General features: G+C 51.4%; 24 protein-coding genes and 2 pseudogenes. 12 read left to right on the top strand and 14 right to left on the bottom strand.

Features of this window, described 5'->3' with window-relative positions; genetic code table 11:
• The 5 genes from BLO51_RS07540 to BLO51_RS07515 form a co-directional block, all read right to left on the bottom strand.
• The coding region (locus BLO51_RS07540; protein ID WP_167670128.1) for a helix-turn-helix domain-containing protein at positions 1-245 on the bottom strand (245 nt) is incomplete at its 3' end.
• 84 nt (positions 246-329) lie between these two features.
• Entirely contained in the window at positions 330-623 is a 294-nt protein-coding gene (locus BLO51_RS07535) for a glycoside hydrolase family protein (RefSeq protein ID WP_090669195.1), read from the bottom strand.
• A complete protein-coding gene (locus tag BLO51_RS31155) occupies positions 608-1024 on the bottom strand; it encodes a lanthionine synthetase LanC family protein (protein ID WP_167670127.1) in 417 nt (138 codons plus the stop codon). Before BLO51_RS31155 ends, BLO51_RS07535 begins: the two co-directional genes overlap by 16 nt.
• 35 nt (positions 1025-1059) lie before the next feature.
• The gene (locus BLO51_RS07525; RefSeq protein WP_090669190.1) at positions 1060-4236 is read right to left on the bottom strand and encodes a lantibiotic dehydratase; all 3177 of its coding nucleotides are present in this window, start codon (positions 4234-4236) and stop codon (positions 1060-1062) included.
• 976 nt (positions 4237-5212) lie between these two features.
• Positions 5213-5554, bottom strand: coding sequence for a hypothetical protein (locus tag BLO51_RS07515; protein WP_090669184.1), 342 nt, complete (start codon positions 5552-5554; stop codon positions 5213-5215).
• A gap of 160 nt (positions 5555-5714) precedes the next feature.
• Here BLO51_RS07515 and tnpA point away from each other — a divergent pair.
• A pseudogene (gene tnpA / locus BLO51_RS07510) lies at positions 5715-5969 on the top strand (IS200/IS605 family transposase); the annotation flags it as partial.
• Positions 5970-6001: 32 nt separating this feature from the next.
• Complete coding sequence (locus BLO51_RS07505) at positions 6002-7117, top strand: RNA-guided endonuclease TnpB family protein (RefSeq protein WP_090669181.1); 1116 nt, start codon at positions 6002-6004, stop codon at positions 7115-7117.
• Between the two features lie 214 nt (positions 7118-7331).
• Here BLO51_RS07505 and BLO51_RS07500 read toward each other — a convergent pair whose 3' ends face one another.
• From BLO51_RS07500 to uptA, 4 genes and pseudogenes are all read right to left on the bottom strand, one after another.
• Positions 7332-7967, bottom strand: a complete 636-nt coding sequence (locus BLO51_RS07500) for an MBL fold metallo-hydrolase (protein WP_090669178.1) — start codon at positions 7965-7967, stop codon at positions 7332-7334.
• Positions 7968-8010: 43 nt separating this feature from the next.
• Positions 8011-8577 (bottom strand): thioredoxin family protein, encoded by a 567-nt coding sequence (locus BLO51_RS07495; RefSeq protein ID WP_090669176.1) that lies wholly within the window; start codon positions 8575-8577, stop codon positions 8011-8013.
• Between the two features lie 89 nt (positions 8578-8666).
• The gene (locus BLO51_RS31150; protein WP_281180332.1) at positions 8667-9227 is read right to left on the bottom strand and encodes a nuclease-related domain-containing protein; all 561 of its coding nucleotides are present in this window, start codon (positions 9225-9227) and stop codon (positions 8667-8669) included.
• A pseudogene (uptA, locus tag BLO51_RS31145) lies at positions 9201-9803 on the bottom strand (undecaprenyl phosphate transporter UptA); the annotation flags it as partial. The gene BLO51_RS31150 and the pseudogene uptA, both read right to left, overlap by 27 nt.
• Before the next feature lie 209 nt (positions 9804-10012).
• Between uptA and BLO51_RS07485 the strand changes: the two are divergent.
• From BLO51_RS07485 to BLO51_RS07465, 5 genes are all read left to right on the top strand, one after another.
• Positions 10013-10456, top strand: coding sequence for a MarR family winged helix-turn-helix transcriptional regulator (locus BLO51_RS07485; RefSeq protein WP_090669173.1), 444 nt, complete (start codon positions 10013-10015; stop codon positions 10454-10456).
• A gap of 19 nt (positions 10457-10475) precedes the next feature.
• Positions 10476-11684, top strand: coding sequence for an MFS transporter (locus BLO51_RS07480; protein ID WP_090669170.1), 1209 nt, complete (start codon positions 10476-10478; stop codon positions 11682-11684).
• Between the two features lie 169 nt (positions 11685-11853).
• Positions 11854-12312, top strand: coding sequence for a cupredoxin domain-containing protein (locus BLO51_RS07475; protein WP_090669167.1), 459 nt, complete (start codon positions 11854-11856; stop codon positions 12310-12312).
• Positions 12313-12403: 91 nt separating this feature from the next.
• Entirely contained in the window at positions 12404-12718 is a 315-nt protein-coding gene (locus BLO51_RS07470) for a dehydrogenase (protein WP_090669165.1), read from the top strand.
• A 109-nt stretch (positions 12719-12827) separates the two neighbouring features.
• Entirely contained in the window at positions 12828-13598 is a 771-nt protein-coding gene (locus BLO51_RS07465) for a substrate-binding periplasmic protein (RefSeq protein WP_090669162.1), read from the top strand.
• Between the two features lie 31 nt (positions 13599-13629).
• Here the strand turns inward: BLO51_RS07465 and BLO51_RS07460 are convergent, their stop codons facing one another.
• The 3 genes from BLO51_RS07460 to BLO51_RS07450 all read right to left on the bottom strand — a co-directional run bounded on the left by BLO51_RS07460 (position 13630) and on the right by BLO51_RS07450 (position 16743).
• A complete protein-coding gene (locus BLO51_RS07460; protein ID WP_090669159.1) occupies positions 13630-14301 on the bottom strand; it encodes an oxidoreductase in 672 nt (223 codons plus the stop codon).
• 87 nt (positions 14302-14388) lie between these two features.
• The gene (locus BLO51_RS07455; RefSeq protein ID WP_090669155.1) at positions 14389-15015 is read right to left on the bottom strand and encodes a DUF3298 and DUF4163 domain-containing protein; all 627 of its coding nucleotides are present in this window, start codon (positions 15013-15015) and stop codon (positions 14389-14391) included.
• A 108-nt stretch (positions 15016-15123) separates the two neighbouring features.
• The gene (locus BLO51_RS07450; RefSeq protein WP_090669151.1) at positions 15124-16743 is read right to left on the bottom strand and encodes a sensor domain-containing diguanylate cyclase; all 1620 of its coding nucleotides are present in this window, start codon (positions 16741-16743) and stop codon (positions 15124-15126) included.
• A 133-nt stretch (positions 16744-16876) separates the two neighbouring features.
• Between BLO51_RS07450 and BLO51_RS07445 the strand changes: the two genes are divergently transcribed.
• On the top strand, positions 16877-17638 hold the full coding sequence (locus BLO51_RS07445; RefSeq protein WP_090669147.1) for a sulfite exporter TauE/SafE family protein: 762 nt from the start codon (positions 16877-16879) through the stop codon (positions 17636-17638).
• Positions 17639-17729: 91 nt separating this feature from the next.
• On the opposite strand, the gene BLO51_RS07440 is transcribed toward BLO51_RS07445, so the two are convergent.
• The gene (locus BLO51_RS07440; RefSeq protein WP_090669143.1) at positions 17730-18020 is read right to left on the bottom strand and encodes a hypothetical protein; all 291 of its coding nucleotides are present in this window, start codon (positions 18018-18020) and stop codon (positions 17730-17732) included.
• Positions 18021-18181: 161 nt separating this feature from the next.
• Here BLO51_RS07440 and BLO51_RS07435 point away from each other — a divergent pair, with 161 nt between their 5' ends.
• Together BLO51_RS07435 and BLO51_RS07430 are read left to right on the top strand one after the other, a co-directional pair.
• Positions 18182-18772, top strand: a complete 591-nt coding sequence (locus BLO51_RS07435; protein WP_090669140.1) for a TetR/AcrR family transcriptional regulator — start codon at positions 18182-18184, stop codon at positions 18770-18772.
• Positions 18773-18788: 16 nt separating this feature from the next.
• The gene (locus BLO51_RS07430; protein WP_090669137.1) at positions 18789-19103 is read left to right on the top strand and encodes a DMT family transporter; all 315 of its coding nucleotides are present in this window, start codon (positions 18789-18791) and stop codon (positions 19101-19103) included.
• A 125-nt stretch (positions 19104-19228) separates the two neighbouring features.
• Here BLO51_RS07430 and yyaC read toward each other — a convergent pair whose 3' ends face one another.
• Positions 19229-19789, bottom strand: coding sequence for a spore protease YyaC (gene yyaC / locus BLO51_RS07425; protein ID WP_090669134.1), 561 nt, complete (start codon positions 19787-19789; stop codon positions 19229-19231).
• A gap of 156 nt (positions 19790-19945) precedes the next feature.
• Between yyaC and BLO51_RS07420 the strand changes: the two genes are divergently transcribed.
• Entirely contained in the window at positions 19946-21178 is a 1233-nt protein-coding gene (locus BLO51_RS07420; RefSeq protein ID WP_090669131.1) for a glycosyltransferase family 2 protein, read from the top strand.
• A 62-nt stretch (positions 21179-21240) separates the two neighbouring features.
• The gene (locus BLO51_RS07415) at positions 21241-21936 is read left to right on the top strand and encodes a copper homeostasis protein CutC (RefSeq protein ID WP_090669129.1); all 696 of its coding nucleotides are present in this window, start codon (positions 21241-21243) and stop codon (positions 21934-21936) included.
• The last annotated feature ends 151 nt before the right edge of the window (positions 21937-22087 follow it).

Raw genomic sequence — 22087 nt, 5'->3', positions numbered from 1 at the left:
TCTTTCGTTAAGCGAACAGGTGCTCCTGGTGAATGATTCATTTTCAAAGCGGAAAGACCACCTGTTTGATAAGCTTGAATATAGCCTTTTACCGTTTGAACGCTTCGGTTTAAAATAGGCGCAATCGCTTCCGCCCGGGTACCTTGCAAATATAAATATAGCGCCTGATAACGCTCGTACATGCGGCGATCTTTTGCTTTTTTCATCGCTTGCTTAACTTCTTCTAATTTTTGTGCGTTTTCCATCTTCATTCCCTGCCTGTCTGTTCATGTTTCATTACTTATTCGACAAGTAGGTATGAATTTCCTTACCATAGATTTCTAAGGTCTTTAGTTCAACTTATATAGAAATTGATATGTTGACGGAATATGCCAGGCTGAAATTTCATCTCCACAGTATTTTTTACTCCCACAGAAAATATGAAATAGTTCAATGATTTTATGCCATATAATTTTCATCTGGGGTCGATCGGCAAATATCATAGTGACCCGTCCAATTCCCGCTAGTCCTTCAATTGTATCATATTCATTTATGCGTATTTGTCCTACTTCCCAGCGCTCCTTATATGCTTGCAGTATAGGCAAAGTTAACGATTCAAACCAACCCGCTAATTTATCAAGCATTCCTTGATAACACCCTTGCGTGACAGAGCACGAACTCCGATTAAAACGCCTGCAATCCCGCTATATAGCGATAGACGATGGAAACCATTCTTCTCAATTGCCAGCCGAATCTCTTGCAAGTAACTATGGCCGACAAAATCCCCCCCCTCGTCCGGGAACAACTGGTCAAGCTGAGCGATTAATAAGCAAATTCCTGTAAATCCGCTTCCAAGGCTAATACTAGACCATTGAGTAGTCTGACTTCCATTCACCTCATTGGATAATGCCTTAAGAACTAATTTTCGTACTTGCGTAGGATCTTTATATCTTTGTGCAATATCGCACAAGACTTGTTGGACTCTACATCTGATTTCCCCGTGCAGGGGAGACCATAATGTTGAGACTGTACAATTTTCTGTCATACTCCCTCGTCTCCTTCTGTGTCCATTCGACCTCGTCATTTGCGCATTCTGCTATACTGCACCAAACTGTGCATGGCATGACGCGCCAAAATCATTACTTTCTGTTCTTTATTACGTTCAATCCCTAATAGACGATTTATGTGCATATGAATGACGCTAAATACAATGTCCTCACGCGTATTCATCAGCATCCCCTTTTGTTCGTAGTTCAGGATCGCTTGTTGATAACGCTTGACAGAAGCCTCTCTTTGATGACTTATCTGAAATATTTGCTTTCCTTCTGTAAATAATTTCTCCTCCAACGGTTCCGCGCCCAGCAACTGCAGAAATAATTTACGATTCTTTCGAAACTCATCCAAATACTCTTTTGAATCAAATCGTTTGTTTAAGAGTTCATAAATCTCTTGGTTATTATATTCGAACTGCCTAAGGTATTGGATGATGCTGCATACAGCCACAATTTCCTGAGGGAGACTTGTCTGATTGAATCGAAACAAACGCACCAAATCCGCAGTGACGTCACTGTCAGAAGCAAACATCTGCTCAGCCAGTAGGATTGCATCTGGTCCCCCGTATCGCTCAATCTCAGGCTCATACGTATCTATCACAACCTTGGCGATGAATCCGTCGCGAAGTAAAGATGAAGTCCATTCATGAAAAAAAGGAACAAACATCACAGTGCTATCGCTATTTTTCATCTTAAAACGCACGCGCACATGCTTATCCGGGTCAGAATAGCGTATAAAATAACCATGTTCGATCACATTGGTCTCAATACACTTCTGAACAAACGATCCCCAGTGAAGACCTATAAACTCATCTTGGCGGCTATCCAGCCCATAAAGCTTGGCATAAAACCACATTCCCCCCGGTATTTGCACACGCATTCCCTCATCAATATAAACAGAGCGGGCAGGTTCAGTTTCATTACTTATTGCAGCAGCAGTTTCCGATTGCGTAAGACCCATCTCCCCCATAGTCCGAACCAGCGGAAATACAAATTCTGCGGTCACTCCGCCATCACTGCGATTAATTGGTACGCCATTCAGTCCTCCAATGTGTTCTAGTAATGTGACGTAACCATTTAACAGCAAGTCTTTGCAAATTTCCTCTACATGCAAGGGGTGATCCATATCCAGCAAAATCCGATTGTCCCGTTGAATCATATATACATATCTTGGAACACGCCACTGCAATCTGAACTGGCGCACTTGAGCCACTATTAGCTCTACATCTTTATTTTCCCTATCGATCCTTTTGATTCGCCATGATGCTGGTGATAAAACTACATTCTTATACCGCAAACGAGGAGTAAGCGGGGAATGTTCCATTACTCCGCATTCAATACTCGACCATTGCCTGCATCCCTCTCTACTCATTTCTATTAAAAAACGATATATATTGGGCGCAGTTTGGTAGTTGAGCATATGTCCTGCAACAGGAATCACTTCTCGGTTATGTTTACGTGATCTCAGGTAAAACTTTTCATTGCGAACACCTACTACCAGATCAGATACATGTATCTGACGATCTTCGGGAACTGTATAGTTCGTGCCGATTCCAATTTCATACTCGCGAAAGCTTTCCGTGAGTGCTACATTTGTCGTTCTTCCCTTACCGGGTAAATAAGAAATTTCGGCTATGATTTTATCCCGCCATATATTTTGTTCTTTTTGGTGAATTTCTTTAAATTTATCCTTAAATGTAACCCCGAGTAAATCAATAAATCGTCCGAAGGTCTTTCCAGCCCCATTGGAACCTGGATTTGGCCCCAGTACGAGCGTATATGATCCGCTATCAAGCGCTTCCTGATTCTCGGCATGGAGATGAAAGTACAATTCCATTGAAGGAGAAGGAGGATGCTGATTTTCTGGGTAATTTTCCAAGATTTGAATGATTCTTTCCTCAGTAAGCACAACTTCTTCTTCTCCTTGATGAATACAAGTAATGAACCATTGAAAGAGTAGCTGTTCTATTTTGGTATTCATATGTGGGGAAAATTGTTTGTGTCGTCTGATGTGACTTTGTGGGTTCCGATATGTTGCTGGCGCACCAAGCCCGATTTCTTCATCCAGAAGCTCCAAGAGTGGAATCTCCCGATGCGCGCCATACTTCACAATAAATTCTGCTCTATATTCTTCAAGATGTTGATTCTTACTTGTGGATAGTATGCCTAGCAAATGAGCTAACTGTTCCACTTCCAATCGGATATGCTCAGGTAAGGCAATTGACCGATCTTCAAGCGACAAATCGATTTGCACGGCCATCTTTACTTTCGCCAATGCATTCATCTTCAGACGAATCTGACGCAGTTTCTCCTCTCCCTGACCAATTAGGCTTTCATCGTAAGCTTGCAGATCATTTCGGATCTCGTAGAGCGTCTCTTTCAACTCATCGATTCCTTTAAGTGAGTTAATAATTTCCAAAACATGATTAAACGGTTCTGTCGTCGTTGTCGGCGGTCGCAGCTCGGAAATGATGAATTCTTGTTCAAACAACTGCCAAATGTAAAAATGGATTGTTTCCAAATCGGCCTTTGAGAATTGCTGGTGAATTTTTGAGACAAGTTGAGAGTAGAGAATCGGACTTTTGCAAGCTTCCATGACCGCTTCAAACACTTCAGAAACACGGACAGAAACACTATCATTTTCTCCCACCTCGAGACTCCCATATTTTGATGTATAAGGAATCTTTGCTCGTTTACCATGTCGATAAATGAGCGAATTTCGTTGAACACGCAGCTGTTGCACAAGTTCATGTCGTTTCTCTATTTGCTCAATAATTTTTAACAGCCATTCCATATCTGGTCTGGTGCGTTTGCGATAAAAGGGGATATTCTTCATATTTAATTGCGCTCGTGAGGCAAATTGTCCATAGGTGACACCCGAAAATAAGCCAAACGGTGTGGGTCTAGTCGTCATGCGAAGCAAATAGCGCACGAAACCTTTCAATACTTGCCTTTGCTTTCGAGAATATTGAAAATTATTGAGAGAAGGGAGCGCTTCCAAAAGACTCGGGCTAGAGGCTTCGATAGCTTCACGGATGATAGGATTATTCGATAACTGGATAAGCTGCTGCAATGAAAATTGCCTCAACCATTCGTAATCTTCTTCTCTAGTAGGGAAGCACTGTGCATATAAATCAAATGTCAGAATAGGAGCGCGTATTAAAAAAAAATCCAATGCCCGAAATTGTTTGATTAATTGTGTCATTAAATATCTCCTTTAAATTATGATTCAAATGCCTCAACTTTTTTCGAAAAAAGGTTATATTTACATGTTATTTACATAATAACTGAAATTAACCTATTTAATCAACTCCCTTCTTAGCGGGAGATAAATTATGTGCAGAAAATATACTCATGCTATACGAAGAATACTATACAGAAGAATATGAGGCCCAAAGTGCAGATATTAGCGTTACGCTTTGCATGTGAAATGTGGATCGCAAGACTTCATCGCTTAAATTATGGATTTCTGGTAAAGAAAGCGGCATCCCTCTTTCCGCTTGCGTCCAATCGCATCATGCCCGCTCTCCTCCAACCTTTGGCTATTTGCAAATTAGCATTTGTTGCCTATTAACTCAACTTTTGGTGCGACCAAGCATAGGTTATGAAACTTAGCAGGTGGAAATCCTGCTTGGAAAGACTCTAGCCAAGTCACCAATAGCGAGTCATGGACGGATGGGAGCAATTTCATACGTTAAGCGTTGACAGTCAGGTAGCAGGCCTGAAAGTGAAGGAGCCTCGAAACGAATAAAATGGGAAAGGCTGTGTCAACTGCAAATGAAATTCCCCCAATATCTGCACTTGAATTTTCCCCATAAGAGGTAAAGGTAAGGCCCCCCTCGGGGGGAGGCGATCGCCAGATTATTCCATATTTTAGACCTTCTCTTCCTCAGAATCGGGTCGGAAGAAGCCAGCTTTTTTCTTCTCTTTGAAAAGCAGGAGTGATGGAAAACGGGGCATGCGAAGCAACAGAAAGCGGCACTCCACAGGGATCCATCCTGTCTCCATTATTATCCAATGTCTATCTGCAAATGCATTAGACATATGGTTTGAAGTGGAAGTGAAAAGAGCATGCCGGGGAGAAGCGCACATCGTCCGCTATGCGGACGATTATGTCTGCTGTTTTCAATATAAAAACGATGCGGAACGATTCTACCAAGCCCTATTCTGACACCAGTTAGTTAAACAATCTCGAGATTATCCCATTTTTGGTCGAACAGACCATGAAGACTCGGATAATTAGGCGCCTTGAGCAAGCGGTCTTGCTGCAGGAGAACGTAGAGGTCAAGAAGGGCTTCTTGGTCCCCATGTAGCGTGCGGGTGTTCAAAATCCTGAGGAGGAGCTGATGGATCGGCTCATTTGTATCTGAAAGAGGTTCCGTTGCGGTTTCCTGGGTTATCCCACTCCGGTTGGCTTGAAAGAAGACATCTTCATAGCGATAAACGACCATGCTAAACAACTCTGCCTTTGCTTCCGGAAGGAGTGACTGAGCAGCAAACGGAAAAGTGGTTTGAGTGTTCATTTAACTTCCCTCCGAAAGAAGTCTCCCACTTCTAAATCTTGCGAAGCTTGATGAAAGCGGGAGATGAATTTCGGTAGGCGAAGCCTAAAGTCTTTTTATTGTCACATTTTCTATGATGAGATATAATCAGTCTTAGATTAAAATAAAGGCTGTTGTATCAATGAAATTAGATAGCAATAATCATTCGGTGTTCTCACTGTATTATCATCTTGTTTTGGTTGTGAAATATCGTAGAAAAGTGATGGATGATACCCTATCTGACTATGTGAAAGAAATGTTTGTTCGATTAGGTGAAAACTATAATATATCCTTAGTCGAATGGAATCATGAGTTGGACCATGTGCATATTTTGTTCAAAGCACACCCGAACACCGAATTGTCAAAATTCATCAATGCTTATAAAAGTTCAAGCTCCGAAAATCAGGGGATGAAGTGAGGTGACTGGACATAGCAAACAAGGCAAACAAGGCCTATAAGTTCCGTTTGTACCCAACGGCTCAACAAGAACAACTGCTAGCAAAAACCTTCGGTTGCGTTCGTTTTGTTTACAACAAAATGTTGGCTGAACGAAAGGAAACCTACGAGCAATTTAAGGATGATCAAGATGTGTTGAAGAAACAAAAGTTACCTACACCTGCAAAATACAAGAGTGAGCATCCTTGGCTAAAGGAAGTAGATAGCCTAGCCTTAGCAAACGCTCAGCTCCATCTGCAAAAGGCATACCAAAACTTTTTTTCCAGACGTGCTGAATTTCCGAAGTTCAAAAGTCGCAAAGCAAAGCAGTCCTATACAACGAACGTGGTCAACGGAAACATCATGCTCCTGGATGGCTATATCAAATTACCGAAACTGAAACTTGTAAAAATGAAGCAGCATCGAGAAATTCCGTCACATCAGGTCATCAAGTCTTGTACGGTTTCTCGAACAAAAACAGGAAAATACTATATTTCTATTCTTACCGAATACGAACATCAACCTGTACCAAAAGAAGTACAAGCTGTTGTTGGCTTGGATTTTTCCATGAATGGCTTATTTGTTGATAGTGAAGAGGGGAAGACAGCCAATTCCCCTCATTTCTATCGTCGAGCCTTGGAAAAATTAGCGAAGGAACAGCGTATTCTGTCACGTAGAAAGAAAGGTTCTAGTCGTTGGCATAAGCAGCGATTGAACATTGCAAAACTGCATGAAAGAATTGCAAATGGGCGAAAAGACTTTCTACATAAGGAATCGCACAGATTAGCGAAACGGTATGATTGCGTAGTTATCGAAGATCTCAACATGAAGGGAATGTCACAAGCCCTTCATTTCGGCAAAAGCGTTGCCGATAATGCATGGGGCATGTTCACGACATTTCTCCAATACAAGTTCGAGGAGCAAGGGAAAAGGCTTATCAAAATAGATAAGTGGTTTCCCTCATCCAAAACATGTTCATGTTGCGGTCAAGTGAAGGAGTCTCTATCACTTTCTGAGCGTACATTCCACTGCGATTGTGGTTTTGTAGCAGATCGAGACTGGAATGCTTCGATCAATATCAAGCGTGAAGGATTGCGATTGTTAGCATAATCATACATAGAGCATGGAACAGGCTCGATAGCTAAGTCAATTTCGTACCGTTAGGTGCGATTACCTTAGAAGCCCCCACCTCTAAGCAAAGCGTAGGTGGAGGGTAGTTCACTATCTCCCCTTTACATAGGGCAGGGCTAGCGTTCAGCAAGCCCTACATAATTGACGTTAGATACGCCGGAAACCGACGGCCGATTGGCCAGATGGATATCGTTTAAACGTAAGGGTTATGTTCGCGCTCGTAGCCGATCGTTGTCCGGCTTCCGTGCCCAGGGTAGACGATGGTCTCATCCGGCAGCTTGAACAGCTTGTCATGAACCGAATCCAGCAGATCCTGCTGGTCTCCACCGGGCAGATCGGTGCGTCCGACCGACAGCCGGAACAGGACGTCGCCGCCGAATAGATGGTTTTCGTAGAACAAGCTGACGCTGCCGGGGGAATGGCCCGGCGTATGAAGCACTTTGAAGACGAGGCCGAGCAGCTTAAGCTCCTGCCCGTCGTCCAGCGCATACTCCGCCGGGTCGGTCGTGATCGCCCCGCCCAGCTCCGGCCACATCGTGGAGCCGTTGCGCTTCGGGTTCGTCAGCCATTCCGCCTCCGCATCGTGCAGGTATACCGGACAGCCCTTCAGACGCCGCACGGCGTCCACGCCGCCGATATGATCAAAATGAGCGTGCGTCAGGACGACCGCTTCGATCTCCATGTCTTCGATCCGCTTGAGCAGCGGCTGCGGATTCATCCCGGGATCGATGACGAAGCCGCGGTTCTCCTCGGGCAGGGAGATGAGATAAGCGTTTGTTTGCAGCGGGCCGAGCGGGAAGGTTTCGATTTTGATTTGCTTCATTTCCATACGATGGACGAGGCTCCTTTACATATTCGTCGGATGTGTCGGACTAGAATGAGGACAGCAGCTCGCGCAGCTCTTTCACGATCACCGTCTGGTAACCGATTCCTTCGCCGTACTGCTTGATCATTTCCTGGCGGGCAATCTCGACTTTGTCGTTATAATCCGGCGCTTCGCGGTCCGGGTTCTCTTCCTTGAACTTCGTCATGACCGCCTGCACGGGCGCCGGGCGCGGCCCCCAATGGCCGAGGACGAAACCGCTGAAATCGGTAAAAATGACGATCGGAATCGCTTCTCCGCCACTGGTCAAAAACTGCGCCATCACGTCCGGATGCTCTTCCTTGATCAGCACCTCCGTCGGGATGCCCGAAATTCCGAGCGCGCGGAACACGGCAGGAACGTTGTATATCACGTCGCCGCACCAGTCCGCCGCAAGGATCAGGCAGCGAAGATCGTCGCGGTTATTAAGCGATTCGAAAAACTCCTTGTCCTCTTCGCTTTCCCATACGAACAGATCGTACCATTCTTTGAATTTCTTCTGATTTTTCGTCATGCCGTCCGTAAACTGCTGTGGGGACAAGCCTTGGCGCAGCTTGGCGCTCAAGTTTTTGCTCATCACGTTTCTCCTCCTTCGGGATGGTCACACTATGGTTCATTGTACCAAAAAAAAGAGTCCGCTCCAACAAAGGAGAAGGACCGGGTACGCTATTTGCTGTTCTCTTTGATCAGCTTTTCGATGGACGCTACCTCGGCGGCGCTTAACGTCCGCTTCGGCTTGTAGGTTTTGATGTGATGGACGAGGCGGTCCAGCTTGAGCGTCACAAAAGCCGGGCTCGTCCCGACAAGACGGCAGTTCGGGTGGGTGAAGCATACGATGCCGACCAAATCCGCTTGTATCCGGTGCTGCTTGAACAACGCCTTCAGCACGTACTCGTGCCGGTACAGCTGCGCCGTCGGATCCTGGCTGTGCGGCTCGTCTTGCTTTCCGCGGTCGGACTGCGTCTTGACCCGTTCGACCCCTTGGCCGGTAAAATGGATGTCCCCCGACCAATGCTTCGAGTCGATATGAAACACGCCATTAGGTCCAACCACGATGTGGTCGAATTCCTGCGTGCCGCCGCCTGCATGTACGCGGCGTCCGTGCAGGACGCGGTACTCACCGCCGATATATTTGAGCTGATGGGCCGTGCTTTTCTCGCCTTCTACGCCGTAGCCGTTGTTCGTGTCGGCGCGGTGGCCTTTTTTGCCGGACTTCTTACGGTTCAGCACCTTCCACAGCACATACAGTACAACAATGACGGCAACGACGATCAGAGCAGGCTTCGTATAAGGAGCGGCCACTTCACCGATTTGCTCCCAGTTATCCCCGAGCTTCTGTCCAAGGTAAACGAACAGAATCGTCCAAGGAATCGTGCCGAGAAGCGTGTAGAACAAAAACTTCCACATCGGCATCCGCGCCATGCCCGCCGGGATAGAAATCGCCTGCCGCAGCACGGGGACGAACCGGGCCAGAAACACCATGCCGGGACCGTACCGGTTGAACCAGCCCTCCGCAATATCGAGATGCTTGCTCTTCAGATGGAGAAACTTGCCGAATTTGTTCAAGGCCGGCCTGCCGCCGTAGCGCCCGAGCCAATACAAGATGATTTGTTGAAACATGCAGCCTATTGTGCCGAACACGATGGCGCCGATCATGGATACTTGGCCAATGGAAACCAGGTACCCTCCGTAAGCGAGGACGATTTCGCTCGGAATCACTTCGAGCATCAAGCCCAGCAGAATTCCCCATACGCCCAGCCCTTCAATAAACCGAAGCGCCGATTGAATCAAGTCATGCAGCATTGCTCTGTCCTCTTCCTCTCCGAATACGTATTTTGTCCGTTCTCTCTCTCAACCAATCCTATTCTATCATAACCTCTTTCATGCCGCATCCTAACAAATCAGGTTTCGGCACGGACGTTTTGCTCCGTTTGTCGAAACCTGTTTACTTTTTTACATGTCAAACTTATAATTGTTGTGACAATTAACTCGGAATAAAGGAAGTGCTGCGATTGAATCCTAACCTGCACGAATGGTCGACCGGCTTTATTATCGGCCAAACCTACCGGAAGATGCTGAACGTTTTGACCTCGCGACTGAAAGAGCACGACATGACGCCGGAGCAGTTTTCGGTGCTGTGCCGCTTGCACGAATCGGACGGCATCAGCCAGAAAGAAATTGCCGACCGTACAGTGAAGGATCAGCCTACCACCGCCCGCATCCTGGACTGCCTGATCCGCAAAGAACTGGTTCACAAGCAAACGAGCGAGACGGACCGGAGATCGTTTCTCGTCTATCTGACGGAGCAAGGCCGACATAAGCTCCAAGTGCTGATGCCGATCGAACAGCAAACGCTTGAAGACATTTTTTCATGGATGTCCGAACCCGAGCTCGAAGCCTTCAGACAAACTCATCTGCGGCTTATCGCCCATCTGGATACATTACTGAAACCTTAAGACTAGGAGAACCGCTTTCATGAAAGAACAACACGACATACCCGCTTCGAAATTATGGACTCGGGACTTCGTCCTGCTTACAATCAGCAATTTATTTTTGTATTTGAATCTGCAGATGATCACTCCGGCGCTGCCCGCCTATGTTATCGAACGTTTCGGGGCGGGCCAGTGGACTGTCAGTCTGGTCATCAGTGTGTTCGCTTTAGCGGCCATCGTCACCCGGTTCTTTGCCGGCGCCTGGCTTAAACGCGGGCGGACCGCGCTTATCCTGCTGCTCGGTCTTACCGTCTATATGCTGGCAACAGCGAGCTATTATGCCGCAGGAACGCTGGCTTTATTTCTGCTCATCCGCATCTTGTACGGCATCGGATTCGGCGTGTCCAGCACAGCGTTCGGCACGATGGTGTCCGATATGATTCCGATCCGGCGGATGGGTGAAGGGATGGGGTACTTCGGCCTGTCGACGAGCCTGTCGATGTCGGCCGCTCCGCTCATCGGGTTGTGGCTGCTCGGCAGCTACGGGTTCGGCACGCTGATCCTCGTCTCGTCGCTGCTTGCGATCCTGATCATCCCGCTGTCGCTGCTGATCCGCAGCACCCTGTCCGTCCCTAAGCAGGCAACCGCCCCTTCCCCTACCGCTGCCCGGGATACACGCGGCACCTACAAACGGGTGGCGCTGCCCTGTTTTCTGAACATGCTGCTCTCGATTACGTACGGGGGTTTGATCAGCTACCTTGTCTTGTTCGGCAAAGAAGCGCATATCGGAAACGTCGGGTGGTTCTTTCTATGCAATGCCGGGGCGGTGCTGCTCGTTCGCCCGGTCGCAGGCAAAATTTTTGATAAAAAAGGCCATATCGCCGTCCTGCCCCTCGGCGCGCTCATGGTAGCCGTCGGACTCGTACTGCTGTCATATACATCCAGCATGACCGGACTTCTCGCCTCGGCGTTATGCTACGGCATCGGCTATGGCGTTTTGCAACCTTCGCTGCAAGCCTGGACCGTGAAGCAGGTAAGCCCGGAAATGCGCGGTACGGCGAACGGAACGTTCTACAACTCGATCGACCTCGGGATTGCGGTCGGTTCCCTGCTGCTGGGCGGCATCGCTTCGGGGACAAGCTATTCCACGATGTATCTGTTGTCGGCGCTTGCGATGCTTCTTTTTCTGGCTATCTACGTCGCGGGTACGCTGGTTAAAGGCAAGCCCCAAGCCACTGCGCTGCATAAATAACGAAGTGCCGCAGCTGCCAACACAAAAAGGATCGCCTTCTATTCGGCCGACAGCCGGGAGGGCGATCTTTCTTTACCCGGCACTTCCCGGTTTGAAACCGATATCCAGCATGTTCAGACAAGCACCCGAATATACTCGTACAAACGATCCGAAACCGAAGGGGATGCCGATGACCAAGGTATATGTGCTGAGCCAAAAGGGACTGAAGGGATTGAAAATCGGAGCCGCCGCCGTACTGTTGGCCGGTGCCGCGCTGCTCTTCTGGGAACGCGAAACGATTCGGGCCGCAATGAGCCCTTCTGGACCCGAACGGACGATCCAGCTCGTGACCGGCGAGTTCAAGTCGACGACATCGGACGGCAAAACGATCGAAGCTTACCGCTGGGACCCGGGAACGATCTATATAAAGAAAGGCGAGCTCATCCGGCTCAGCATCTATGGCGTCAACGGCGCCAGCCATCCTTTTATCATCGAAGGCCTTAACCTTAAAGGCGAGGTGAAGAAAGGAAAAGAAACCGTCGTTTCCTTCCGCGCCTCCAAAGCGGGCGTGTATCGGATCCTCTGTCTGACCCATCCCGACATGGCGCACAACGGGCCGATGGTCGGCTATCTGGTCATCGACGAATAAGCCCCCACCCCTTTTTCAAAAACCGCCTTCCGCAGTACCCGCCCGCTCTTCTTCCGCATAGCATAATGGCAGGAAGGAGATGCCGCTATCGATGAATCCAGCAAACCAAATGAAGCACAGCCGGCCATACCCGTCCGCCCGGCAAATTCGCCGCACCTGCAGCCGGGAGCTGTACCGCGCCCGCAAAAAGCTGGGATGTTACGTCCCTCAGCCAGCGGTAGAGCAGGCGGAGAAGCTGTATTACAAAAAGGTGCTGTTGAACCTGCCTTATATCGCGGAACACGCGGACAATCGCAAGGTGCTGGCGGATTGGTTCGACGAGAACGTCTGCGGCGAAGTGGCCGCTTTGTGGGAAGTGGAATCGGACGCTTTGGCCAAAGCGTTCCGGGACTCGTTCGGGGGCTGACACCAAGCAAGGGGGCCCTCTTTTTTTATCCGACGACCCCCGAATTGCATAACCGTCCCTCGGAAGACAAACAATACCTTTGTTTACCTGAAAAGGAGGTACGAAGGGAATGGATGTCGCAATTCGCAGCGGACCGGGAATCGGACTGCTGGTCGTCCTCTTGACGCTCCTGATCGCGGGATGCGGCGGGGGAAAACCGGTCAAAGTCGGCATAGAAAGCAATTTCCGCCCGTTCACGTATACGGAGAACGGAGAGAACAAGGGGTTCGAAGTGGACCTGTGGAAAGCGATCGCGCAAAAAGCGAACTTGCCATACGAGCTTGTTCCGATGACGCAAGGGGAGCTGAGCAAAGCCGTTAAATCCGGCCAAGTGGACATGGCGATCGCGGGGATGACCGTCAACAAAGCTCGCAAGGACAACTTTGCGTTTTCCGATCCGTATTTTCAGACCGGGCTGGTCCTGCTTACCGCTTCGGACAATGAGGATATTAAGAGCAAGGACGATCTGACCGGGAAAGTCATCGGAACCAAAAACGGCTCGACCTCTTATATTTATGCCGGGGGAATCCAAGGCACCAAAGAAGTCCGGGGCTATCCCGATATCTCGGATGCTTACACCGATTTGAAAAATAAAAAGCTGGACGCGGTCATTTTCGACGAGCGTAATGTCCACCACTTCCTGCAAAACGTCGGGGAAGGCAAAGTGAAGATGGTCGGGGACGTGCTTAACAAAGAAAGCTACGCCATTGTCACGAAAAAGCAAAACAAGCATCTCGGGAGAATCAACGGTGCAATCGAAGCTCTCGGCAAAGACGGAACGTACGAAGCGTTATACGTGAAGTGGTTCGGTAGCAAGCCCAAGAAGCTGCCGGGTCAGTAGTCCTTTTCAGGCCGCCATCCGCGGCCTTTTCTCATGTATAACCGGAAGCCAGCGCTTCGATCCGGTCCGACGGGTACACATGGGTCCCCGGGGTACCGCGGAGCGCCGCTTCAAGCATGCCCTTGGCCACCGTTTGCGCAGCGATCGGCTTGTACGGCCGCAGCGGCCCGCGCATGGCAAAACCCGCGGCTCGGGACAGAAGCGCAGCCATGCGCTCCCCGAAGCGGACCTCTTCCCGCTCGCCAAGCAGCAGCGAAGGACGGAAAATATGCAGCGACGGCAGCCCGAGCGCTCGGAGCCCCTCTTCGGCTTCGCCTTTGACCCGGCTGTAAAAAAAGGCCGACTGCTTGTCCGCTCCGATGGCCGTAACGATGAGAAATTGCGCGGCGCCCGAAGCGGACGCCAGTCGGCCGAGTTCCAGCGGATAGCCGTAATCGACCTTGCGAAACTGCTCCTGCGTCTTCGCTTTCTTCATCGTTGTTCCGATGGCACAGAACACGTCGGCGCCCTTAAAGCCGCCAGCCGCCTCGTCGGCTAGACGGTCGAAAGAAATGACGCGCTGTTCGAGCTTCGGATGCCGGATTCCCGAGTCGGTCCGTACCAACGCAACCACCCGGTCGTAAGCGGGGTGCTCCAGAAGCAAGCATACCAGCTCGCGCCCGACAAGACCTGTGCTCCCTGCGACGATGGCTTGCTTGACCATAGTTTTACCTCGCCTTCCTAAGGTTATCGAATTAAAGCAACAAAACCGGCGACCCCTCGGCAGCGGCGCCGGCGACCTAAAAACCGTTCAACGGTAAGCCAGCAAAGCGACCGGACCGTTCGGATCGAGAATGTCCGCGACTTCCGTAAAAGGGATTTCAAAGGTCGGAAAACCGTAGACATACGGCGTATATTCGTAAAGTTGAAAGTAGATGCCGATAGCGCGGTCTGTCAAATAAAAATCTTGATCGGGACGGATCGAACGGAATTCCGCGAGCATCGGAATATCCTGCTCCTTAAACCTGCGGCGGATTATGGCCGACAGCCGGCGGACATAATCGCTTCCCGGCTTGAACAAGTCCTTTAATTGATATTCCATTCCTTCCCGCAAATTAAACGTCTGCGAGCTCCGGTAGGTGAGGCCGTGCGCCGCTCCCTGAGAGTATCCGTAAACGTCGTACAGCAAGCTGAGCAGGCCGTTTTTATGCAGCTTGATCTTATAGCTGCCCGATACCGTTCTGGTCTGGTCCTGCACGTAGTCCTGTTTACGGATCAGCTTGTAGATGGCGTCCAGAATCGAATGATTAACGATCCGCTGGACGAGCCGGTTTTGAAGTCCCATGACCTGCGGGTACTTCACGTCAAGTCTGGGCTTCGCCAAACGGCGGGTCACGATACGCTCCCGCCTTGCCCGTTCATATTCCTCCCATTCCACTGCGTCCCTGCCTCCTTAAGCGCCTTCAAGGCGGATGACCCCAGTATATGCAGGCTTTCGCCCGGAGGTGAAAAGGCAGGTCCCGCTCCTGAACGCAGCGGTGGCCGATCAGCCGTCTTCCCGCGGACCGGTTTCCCATTCAACCCGGTTGCGGCCGAACTGCTTGGCCCGGTATAGCGCTTTGTCCCCTTCTTCGATCATGTGCTCCAGCAGCGGTCTCGCGACCGCCCCTTCGACTAATCCTGTACACGCTGCGCCGCCGATGCTAACCGTCAGCGCAATGCATACGCCGTCCTCTTCGTAGGGCTCCGCGGCTACGGCCCGGCAGATCGTCTCCGCCAAGGCTCTGGCCTGCACGGCGCCCAAGCGCAGCGCAAGCACCATAAATTCCTCTCCGCCGTATCGAGCGGCTAATTCGTCGCCTCCCGTCTGCCTCTGCAGCACACCCGCCACATGTCGCAGTACCCGGTCTCCGACCAAATGCCCGTGGCTGTCGTTGACCTGCTTGAAATAATCAATGTCGATTAACAGCAACGAGCACGGATACCCCGCTTCCAAGGCCAGAAGCAGCCGATGGTTGCCGTTCTGCATCATATACCGGCGGTTGTACAGTTCGGTGAGCGGATCGATCATAGCCGACTCTTCGAGCAGCTTGACTGTCGTTTTCAGCTTACGGCTCATCAGGTTGTAATTATCGCACAGCTCCTGAAGCTCAGCGGGGGCATCCTTGAAGACGGCCGGGTCGATATGGTATCCGTATTGCCCTTCCTTGATGATGCGGGTGCCCTGCAGCAAAAATTCGAGCGGACGTTCGATCCGCCGCGTAAGAATAACGATACCGCTGAAGCTTAGCATCAGCGTAACCAACGTTATGGCGATGAAAACGAGCATCAGTCCGTACAAATTCGCATTCAGTTCCTTCTTGCTCACTTCGCCTATCAGCAGCCAGCGGTGGCCGGCTATCCACTGATACGAACCGAATACGATGTCTCCATTGTAATTGGCATACGCCTCCTTCGAGACCGACTGCACCGCTGCCCGGCGTGTAATGTCCGTTGAGATCGGCCGCGGGTTCTGGCGTACGTCGTCGATAAAGCGCGGCTTCGTCATCGGCACGCCGACCCAGTCGAGGAGATAAAAATCCCCCGTCTCCCCGGACTTCAGGGAACCCACCACACGCTGAATCGTCTCCAGCTTGACCGAGCCGAGCAGCAGCCCGCTCCATTGTCCCTCTTTGTCATAGGTAGGTGTCGAGAAAATAATGACCGTTTCGCCGGAAGCTTGCCTGATGATGACATCCGACATCGACGATTTTCCCTGTTTCGCAGCCCAATAAGAATCGCGCTCGTTGACCTGGAGGCCGGTAGCCGAATAGGTATCCACTTCCGTAACACCGTCTGCGTTCACATAGGATAGCGAAGAGAAATCTTTCTGCAATACGGTGAAATCGCGGAAGATTTCCTCCATCAAGGGCTTGTTCAGCGTTCTGACAGCGTCTTCCTCGGTAAGCAGACGCATATCCAGCGTTCGCTCCTGCACCCACCGGTCGATGAACAACGTCTGCAGACTCAGATTGTCCGATAAATTACGCAGCGCCTCCGCCTGAGTTTCCTGCTGATACAATATATATAAGGCGATGTTGATCGAAAGCCCGAGCATGAGAATGGCCAGCGCAATCCACAGACGAAAACGCTGCTTCACCGTCCGGGGCCGCATGAAACGAATCATGGACCCTCTCCTCTCCCAAGTAATATCCCCAACAATTTGACATTGTACAAACCCGTATTTTTTTTTATACTTTTAAAATGCATTCGTTTCGGCCCGCCAGTATATAACTTGACGTCGTAAGGAGAAATTGCACTTGGAACTGCCCTCATTCGATATGATCCTGTTTCTCGTTATTGTCGGGTTCGCCGCCGCCTTCATCGACTCCGTCGTCGGAGGAGGAGGACTCATCGCCGTTCCCGCGCTGATGTTCACCGGACTTCCGACCAATATGGTGCTCGGAACAAACAAGCTGGGGGGAACGCTATCCTCGTTAACCAGCACCGCCTCCTTTTTATTTTCCGGCAAAATTAACGGCAAGCTGGTGCTGCTCCTGTTTCCATTGTCCTTCATCGGATCGGCTATCGGCACGTATACGATTCATCTGGTGCCGTCCACGTTTTTGAAGCCGATGGTGGTCGGTCTTCTGATCGTCATTCTCATCTATACGCTGCTGAAAAAAAACTGGGACGGTTCGGGACAGAAGGTCCGGTTTACGTTCGCCAGCGGGCTTGCGACGGCAGTTTGCGCGTTCGCCTTGGGCTTTTACGACGGATTTTTCGGTCCCGGCACCGGCTCGTTCCTGCTTTTTCTGTTTCTGATGCTGGGATTTGATTTCGTAGGCGCTTCGGCCAATGCCAAGGTGCTCAATTTTGCCAGCAATATCGCTTCCTTAGCGTCGTTTTTCTGGCTAAAGTCGGTGCATCTCGGCTACGGTTTGCCGATGGGCTTGTCCATGATCGCCGGCTCGATCGTCGGCTCTCAGGTTGCCATCCGCCATGGCTCCAAATACGTAAAGCCGCTGTTTATCGGAATTACCGCCATATTGATCGGCAAGCAAATCTGGGACATGCTATAAACGCCGCAGGGAGGTCGTTACGCCTGAAGAAAACAGGCCTGCGACCTCTCTGCATAGCATTCGACATTTTCTTGCCAAATCCCTCTTTTTCTCATCCGCCAAAGACCATGCAGGTTGACAGATGATCCGTCGGCCAAATTTGCTTCTTTTGATTGCTGGTCAGCTCTGCGTACGGATCGCGGACCACATGCGGATCGCTCACCGGGCGAAGGTCCTCCCATACGCATTCGACGCCTTTCCCGCCCGCTTCTCCCGCATACATGCGGCAGCCGCTGCAAAAAGCTTGTTTTTGTTTTTCATCCAGCTTCACGACTCTATTCCGCAGACAGCAGTATACCCGGCCGTCCGGATCGCACAGATTGATATGTCTTACTTCTATCACGCGCACGCTCCTTTCCGTTGAACCTTAAAAGGGTAATACCCATTATATATGCGGACGAACCGGGATATGTGTAATTTTTTTGAATGAAGAAGGTTGATCCGGAAGGAAAGTTGGTCTATAATGAACTCAACCTAATTATCGTTAGTTAGGAAGGTGCTTTTATGACAGTTCACAAAATCAAAGCCTCCGCGCTGCGGCTCTTCTCGCAGAACAGCTACGACGCGGTGCCGCTATCGGAAATCGCCAAGGAGGTTGGGATCAAGACGCCTTCGCTCTACGCGCATTTCAAGAGCAAGGAGGAGTTGTTCCTGGCCGTATACGACGATTGTCTGGCCGAGCACGCCTCCCGTGTCCGGCAATTGACCGATAAACTGACCGGGCTCGACGCGGAGCAAAAGCTGCAGACGATTCTGCTCGACGTGTGCCGTACCTACTTGCTTAGCGAGGAATACGCGACCTTTCTTAAACGGACGATGCTGTTCCCGCCGAATGCGCTGCAGGAAGTGCTGCGCGAGCGGTTTGCCGCATCGGAGGAGCAGCTTACCGAGCTGCTGCGGAAGTGTTTTGAGGAGGGCATGGCTTCGGGCGTACTGCGCCGCGAGCGTTCCGAGGATTTGACCGCCTCGTTCTACTGCCTGCTGGACGGTTCATTCCTGCAGCAGTTCTATTACCGGCCCGACGACTGGGAGCATCGGCTGAAAGCCGTTTGGTCAATCTATTGGAAAGGCATTGCGGAAGACAGAACATCCTAGAAGGGAGCGATTTATCATGGCATGGGTTTATTTGGCTATTGCAGGGGTTATGGAGGTCGTATGGGCGCTCGGTTTAAAATATGCACAAGGCTGGACTCGGTTTTGGCCGAGCGTGGTGACGATCGTCGGGATGATTATAAGCTTTTATTTTCTCTCTCAAGCGCTCAAGACGCTGCCGCTCGGAACGGCTTACGCGATATGGACCGGTATCGGCGCGATCGGTACGGTGATCGTGGGAATGATTTTTCTGGGCGAGCCGCGCGATCTGCTGCGGGTTCTCTTCCTGCTGTGCATCGTCGGCGGCATCGTCGGATTGAAAGCAACGGCATAGCCTCATACGATTGCGCGCAAAGACAGCAACAGAGCCGCTGCTCCAAGAACTGGAGCGGCGGCTCTGTTGCTGAGGGACGGCATCCGGCGGCATGGTTCGCTGCCCCTGCGGACGGCCGCTCTATTTCATGCTTCTTCCCTGATCTGCGGACAAGCCGCTTCCTCCGGCGGGAATACGCTGCGGATGGCCGAGACGACTTCTCTAGCCATGCTCATCACGCGAAATAAAGAGGTGCTTTGCAGGATTGCGTATTTTTGCCCGGCATCCACATTGACGATCCCGGCAATCGAATAGTCGCCGACGTGCGGAAGCTGCTTGCCGACCGACTTGCCCGGCTCCAGCGGACGGTTGGACACTTGGTACCAGGCTAAAGAGGCGGCCTGGCCGAGACAAGCGTCGATCGCAATCACGGTTTTTCCCTGCGGAATTTCATTCAGCCGCTCCCGCATGTTGCTTGCATCGAACGGATGGGCAAGCGTACCGATCACATGCGGATACCCCGCTTCCTGCAGCATCGTGCCGGCCAGCGGTCCGAGGGCGTCGCCCGTCGAGCGGTCGGTGCCGATGCACAGAAACACCAAGTCTTCCGCCGTCAGGCCGCGCGTTCGAATCATACGCAAAAAATCGGGCAGCTCGGCAGCCTTCAGCTTCTTGCGGAATAACGGCTGCGCCTCCTCATTCGTCATTGCGTTTCCCCTTTCCGTTGGTTTTATATAGTAGCATACTGCATAGGAATACCGCTTTCAACATTTGTTCCTACAGCGCGAGACGTGCTATAATTCGAACAAAGCAAGGTGAGTACAAGTACAGCTCAGAAGCGGCGGAAGGCAGGGATCAACCCGATGGGGGTCATGGACATATGGGCGCTGGCGGCGCTTGCCTACTGGCTGTTCATGCTGTGGGACACGCTGCGGGCGCGGCAGTGGATGCTGAAGCTTCCCCGACCGGAGCCGGGACAAGCGGGAGGAAGGACAGGCAAGGCTCCTCAGGACGGCAAAGAATCCGAAGCGCCGCTCGTCTCGATTATTATCGCGGCGAAAGAAGAGGAATCGTCCATCGTCGAAACGGTGAAGCATCTGCTCGGGCAAACGTACCCCCGGCTCGAAATCATCGCCGTGAACGATCGCTCGCAGGATACGACCGGCCGCAAGCTGGACGAGCTGCGGCGGTGGTCCGAGGGACGGGCCGGCATCGCGGTGCCGCTGCGGGTCATTCACATAACGTCGCTGCCATCCGGCTGGCTCGGAAAAAATCATGCACTGTATCAAGGCTATTTGCAGGCGCGGGGCAAATATTTGCTGTTCACGGACGCCGACGTGCAGTTCGAGCCGGGAACGGTGGAGGATGCGGTCCGCTTCCTGCAGGAGCAGCAGGCGGATCATGTGACGCTGGCCCCCCGGATGCTTGTCCGCGGCTTATGGCTTCGCACGTTCGTGCAATTTTTCTTTTTTACGCTCAGTCTCTACGTCCGTCCGTGGCGGGGGAACGATGATTTCCAGCATCGTCACGGGATGGGGATCGGAGCCTTCAATCTGATCACAAGACAGGCGTACGAACGGATCGGCACGCACCGGGCCATTGCACTGCGGCCGGACGATGATCTCCAGCTCGGCCGGAGGGTCAAGGAAGCCCGGCTCCGGCAGCGGCTCGCCTCCGGCACGGAGCATATTGCCGTCGAATGGTACACAAGCCTCGGCGAAGCGATTCGCGGTCTGGAGAAAAATCTGTTCTCCGGCTTCGGCTACCGCTTAAGCGTCGCAGCTCTCGGCGTGCTCGGCCAGCTTGCGCTGTTCTTGTTTCCATGGGCAGGCATGCTGCTTCTGTCTGGCCCTGCGGCCTGGGGATTCGCTCTGTCGGTCGTGCTGATGCTCGCCGTCTATTTTCTGCTGATCCGCTCGATCACCGGAGAAGGCGGCTTCGAGGCGCTGCTGATGCCGCTGACCGTCGTTCTGTTATGTTATATCGTCACCCGCTCGGTCTGGCTGACCCTACGGCAGGGCGGGATTTATTGGAGGGGCACCTTCTATTCTCTGAGAGAGCTCAGGCGAATGAAAGCCCGCGATGGTTCCGATTAATGCGCGCTTGTTTTTCCAATTCGCATATTTTCCAAATTTATATATAAAAGGAGCTTGTCAACATGATCTTGGAAGTCATTGCCACGAGCGTGACCGATGCAATTATTGCCGAAAAAAACGGAGCGGGACGAATCGAGCTCATTTCCGGCATCTGCGAAGGCGGCGTAACTCCAAGCTATGGACTCATCGAACAGGTTGTCGCTTCGGTCAGCATTCCCGTCAATGTCATGATTCGCCCGCACAGCAATTCGTTCTGTTACGACGAATGGGACCTCGAAACGATGCTGACGGATATTCGGACGGTGCGGCGTCTCGGCGCCGCCGGAATCGTAACCGGCTGCTTGACGCCAGAACGCAAGGTGGATACGGAGCTGCTCGAGAAGCTGCTGGCCGAGGTCGGCGAATTGTCGGTCACCTTTCACCGGGCGATTGACGAGACAGACGATCTGGGAGGCACGCTGCACGTGCTCGCCCAGTATCCGCAAATCCACCGTGTGCTGACGTCCGGCGGCAAGCCGAGCGTGCTGGACGCCCGGGACGAGATTCTCCGGTTGCAGGCCGCCGAGTTGTCGCGTCCGATCGCCATTCTCGCAGGCAGCGGACTTAACCTCCAATCGCTGGCCTCGTTTATTCGGGATACCGGCGTACAAGAGGTACATATGGGCACCGGCGTGCGCCGCGGGAACCGTGCGCAGGACACGGTCGATCCCGAGCTCGTACGGGCAGCGGCGGATATCGTCGCAGGATTTTCCAAGTAAAGGCGCTTCATTCTATTCATCACAGCCGTGCGGCACAAGCCGGACGGCTTTTTCCTATGCAGACGCGCAAAAATCGAGCATGGCATCTTTCTCTCCCAAGCGTTCCCTCCTCTTGTCCTCTCGACAAACTGCGACGGTATGAGCTATTTTT

The sequence above is a fragment of the Paenibacillus tianmuensis genome (assembly GCF_900100345.1).
In the GTDB taxonomy this organism is placed as follows: Bacteria; Bacillota; Bacilli; order Paenibacillales; family NBRC-103111; genus Paenibacillus_G; species Paenibacillus_G tianmuensis.
This window is presented reverse-complemented; position numbering and strand designations above follow the sequence as displayed.

What these genes read in the sequence shown, in the direction of transcription:
- BLO51_RS07535 (WP_090669195.1), bottom strand. Translation starts at nt 623, where the DNA reads ATGCTTGATAAATTAGCGGGTTGGTTTGAATCGTTAACTTTGCCTATA.
- BLO51_RS31155 (WP_167670127.1), bottom strand. Translation starts at nt 1,024, where the DNA reads ATGACAGAAAATTGTACAGTCTCAACATTATGGTCTCCCCTGCACGGG.
- BLO51_RS07525 (WP_090669190.1), bottom strand. Translation starts at nt 4,236, where the DNA reads ATGACACAATTAATCAAACAATTTCGGGCATTGGATTTTTTTTTAATA.
- BLO51_RS07515 (WP_090669184.1), bottom strand. Translation starts at nt 5,554, where the DNA reads ATGAACACTCAAACCACTTTTCCGTTTGCTGCTCAGTCACTCCTTCCG.
- BLO51_RS07500 (WP_090669178.1), bottom strand. Translation starts at nt 7,967, where the DNA reads ATGGAAATGAAGCAAATCAAAATCGAAACCTTCCCGCTCGGCCCGCTG.
- BLO51_RS07495 (WP_090669176.1), bottom strand. Translation starts at nt 8,577, where the DNA reads ATGAGCAAAAACTTGAGCGCCAAGCTGCGCCAAGGCTTGTCCCCACAG.
- BLO51_RS07480 (WP_090669170.1), top strand. Translation starts at nt 10,476, where the DNA reads ATGAAAGAACAACACGACATACCCGCTTCGAAATTATGGACTCGGGAC.
- BLO51_RS07475 (WP_090669167.1), top strand. Translation starts at nt 11,854, where the DNA reads ATGACCAAGGTATATGTGCTGAGCCAAAAGGGACTGAAGGGATTGAAA.
- BLO51_RS07470 (WP_090669165.1), top strand. Translation starts at nt 12,404, where the DNA reads ATGAATCCAGCAAACCAAATGAAGCACAGCCGGCCATACCCGTCCGCC.
- BLO51_RS07465 (WP_090669162.1), top strand. Translation starts at nt 12,828, where the DNA reads ATGGATGTCGCAATTCGCAGCGGACCGGGAATCGGACTGCTGGTCGTC.
- BLO51_RS07460 (WP_090669159.1), bottom strand. Translation starts at nt 14,301, where the DNA reads ATGGTCAAGCAAGCCATCGTCGCAGGGAGCACAGGTCTTGTCGGGCGC.
- BLO51_RS07450 (WP_090669151.1), bottom strand. Translation starts at nt 16,743, where the DNA reads ATGATTCGTTTCATGCGGCCCCGGACGGTGAAGCAGCGTTTTCGTCTG.
- BLO51_RS07435 (WP_090669140.1), top strand. Translation starts at nt 18,182, where the DNA reads ATGACAGTTCACAAAATCAAAGCCTCCGCGCTGCGGCTCTTCTCGCAG.
- BLO51_RS07430 (WP_090669137.1), top strand. Translation starts at nt 18,789, where the DNA reads ATGGCATGGGTTTATTTGGCTATTGCAGGGGTTATGGAGGTCGTATGG.
- yyaC (WP_090669134.1), bottom strand. Translation starts at nt 19,789, where the DNA reads ATGACGAATGAGGAGGCGCAGCCGTTATTCCGCAAGAAGCTGAAGGCT.
- BLO51_RS07420 (WP_090669131.1), top strand. Translation starts at nt 19,946, where the DNA reads ATGGGGGTCATGGACATATGGGCGCTGGCGGCGCTTGCCTACTGGCTG.
- BLO51_RS07415 (WP_090669129.1), top strand. Translation starts at nt 21,241, where the DNA reads ATGATCTTGGAAGTCATTGCCACGAGCGTGACCGATGCAATTATTGCC.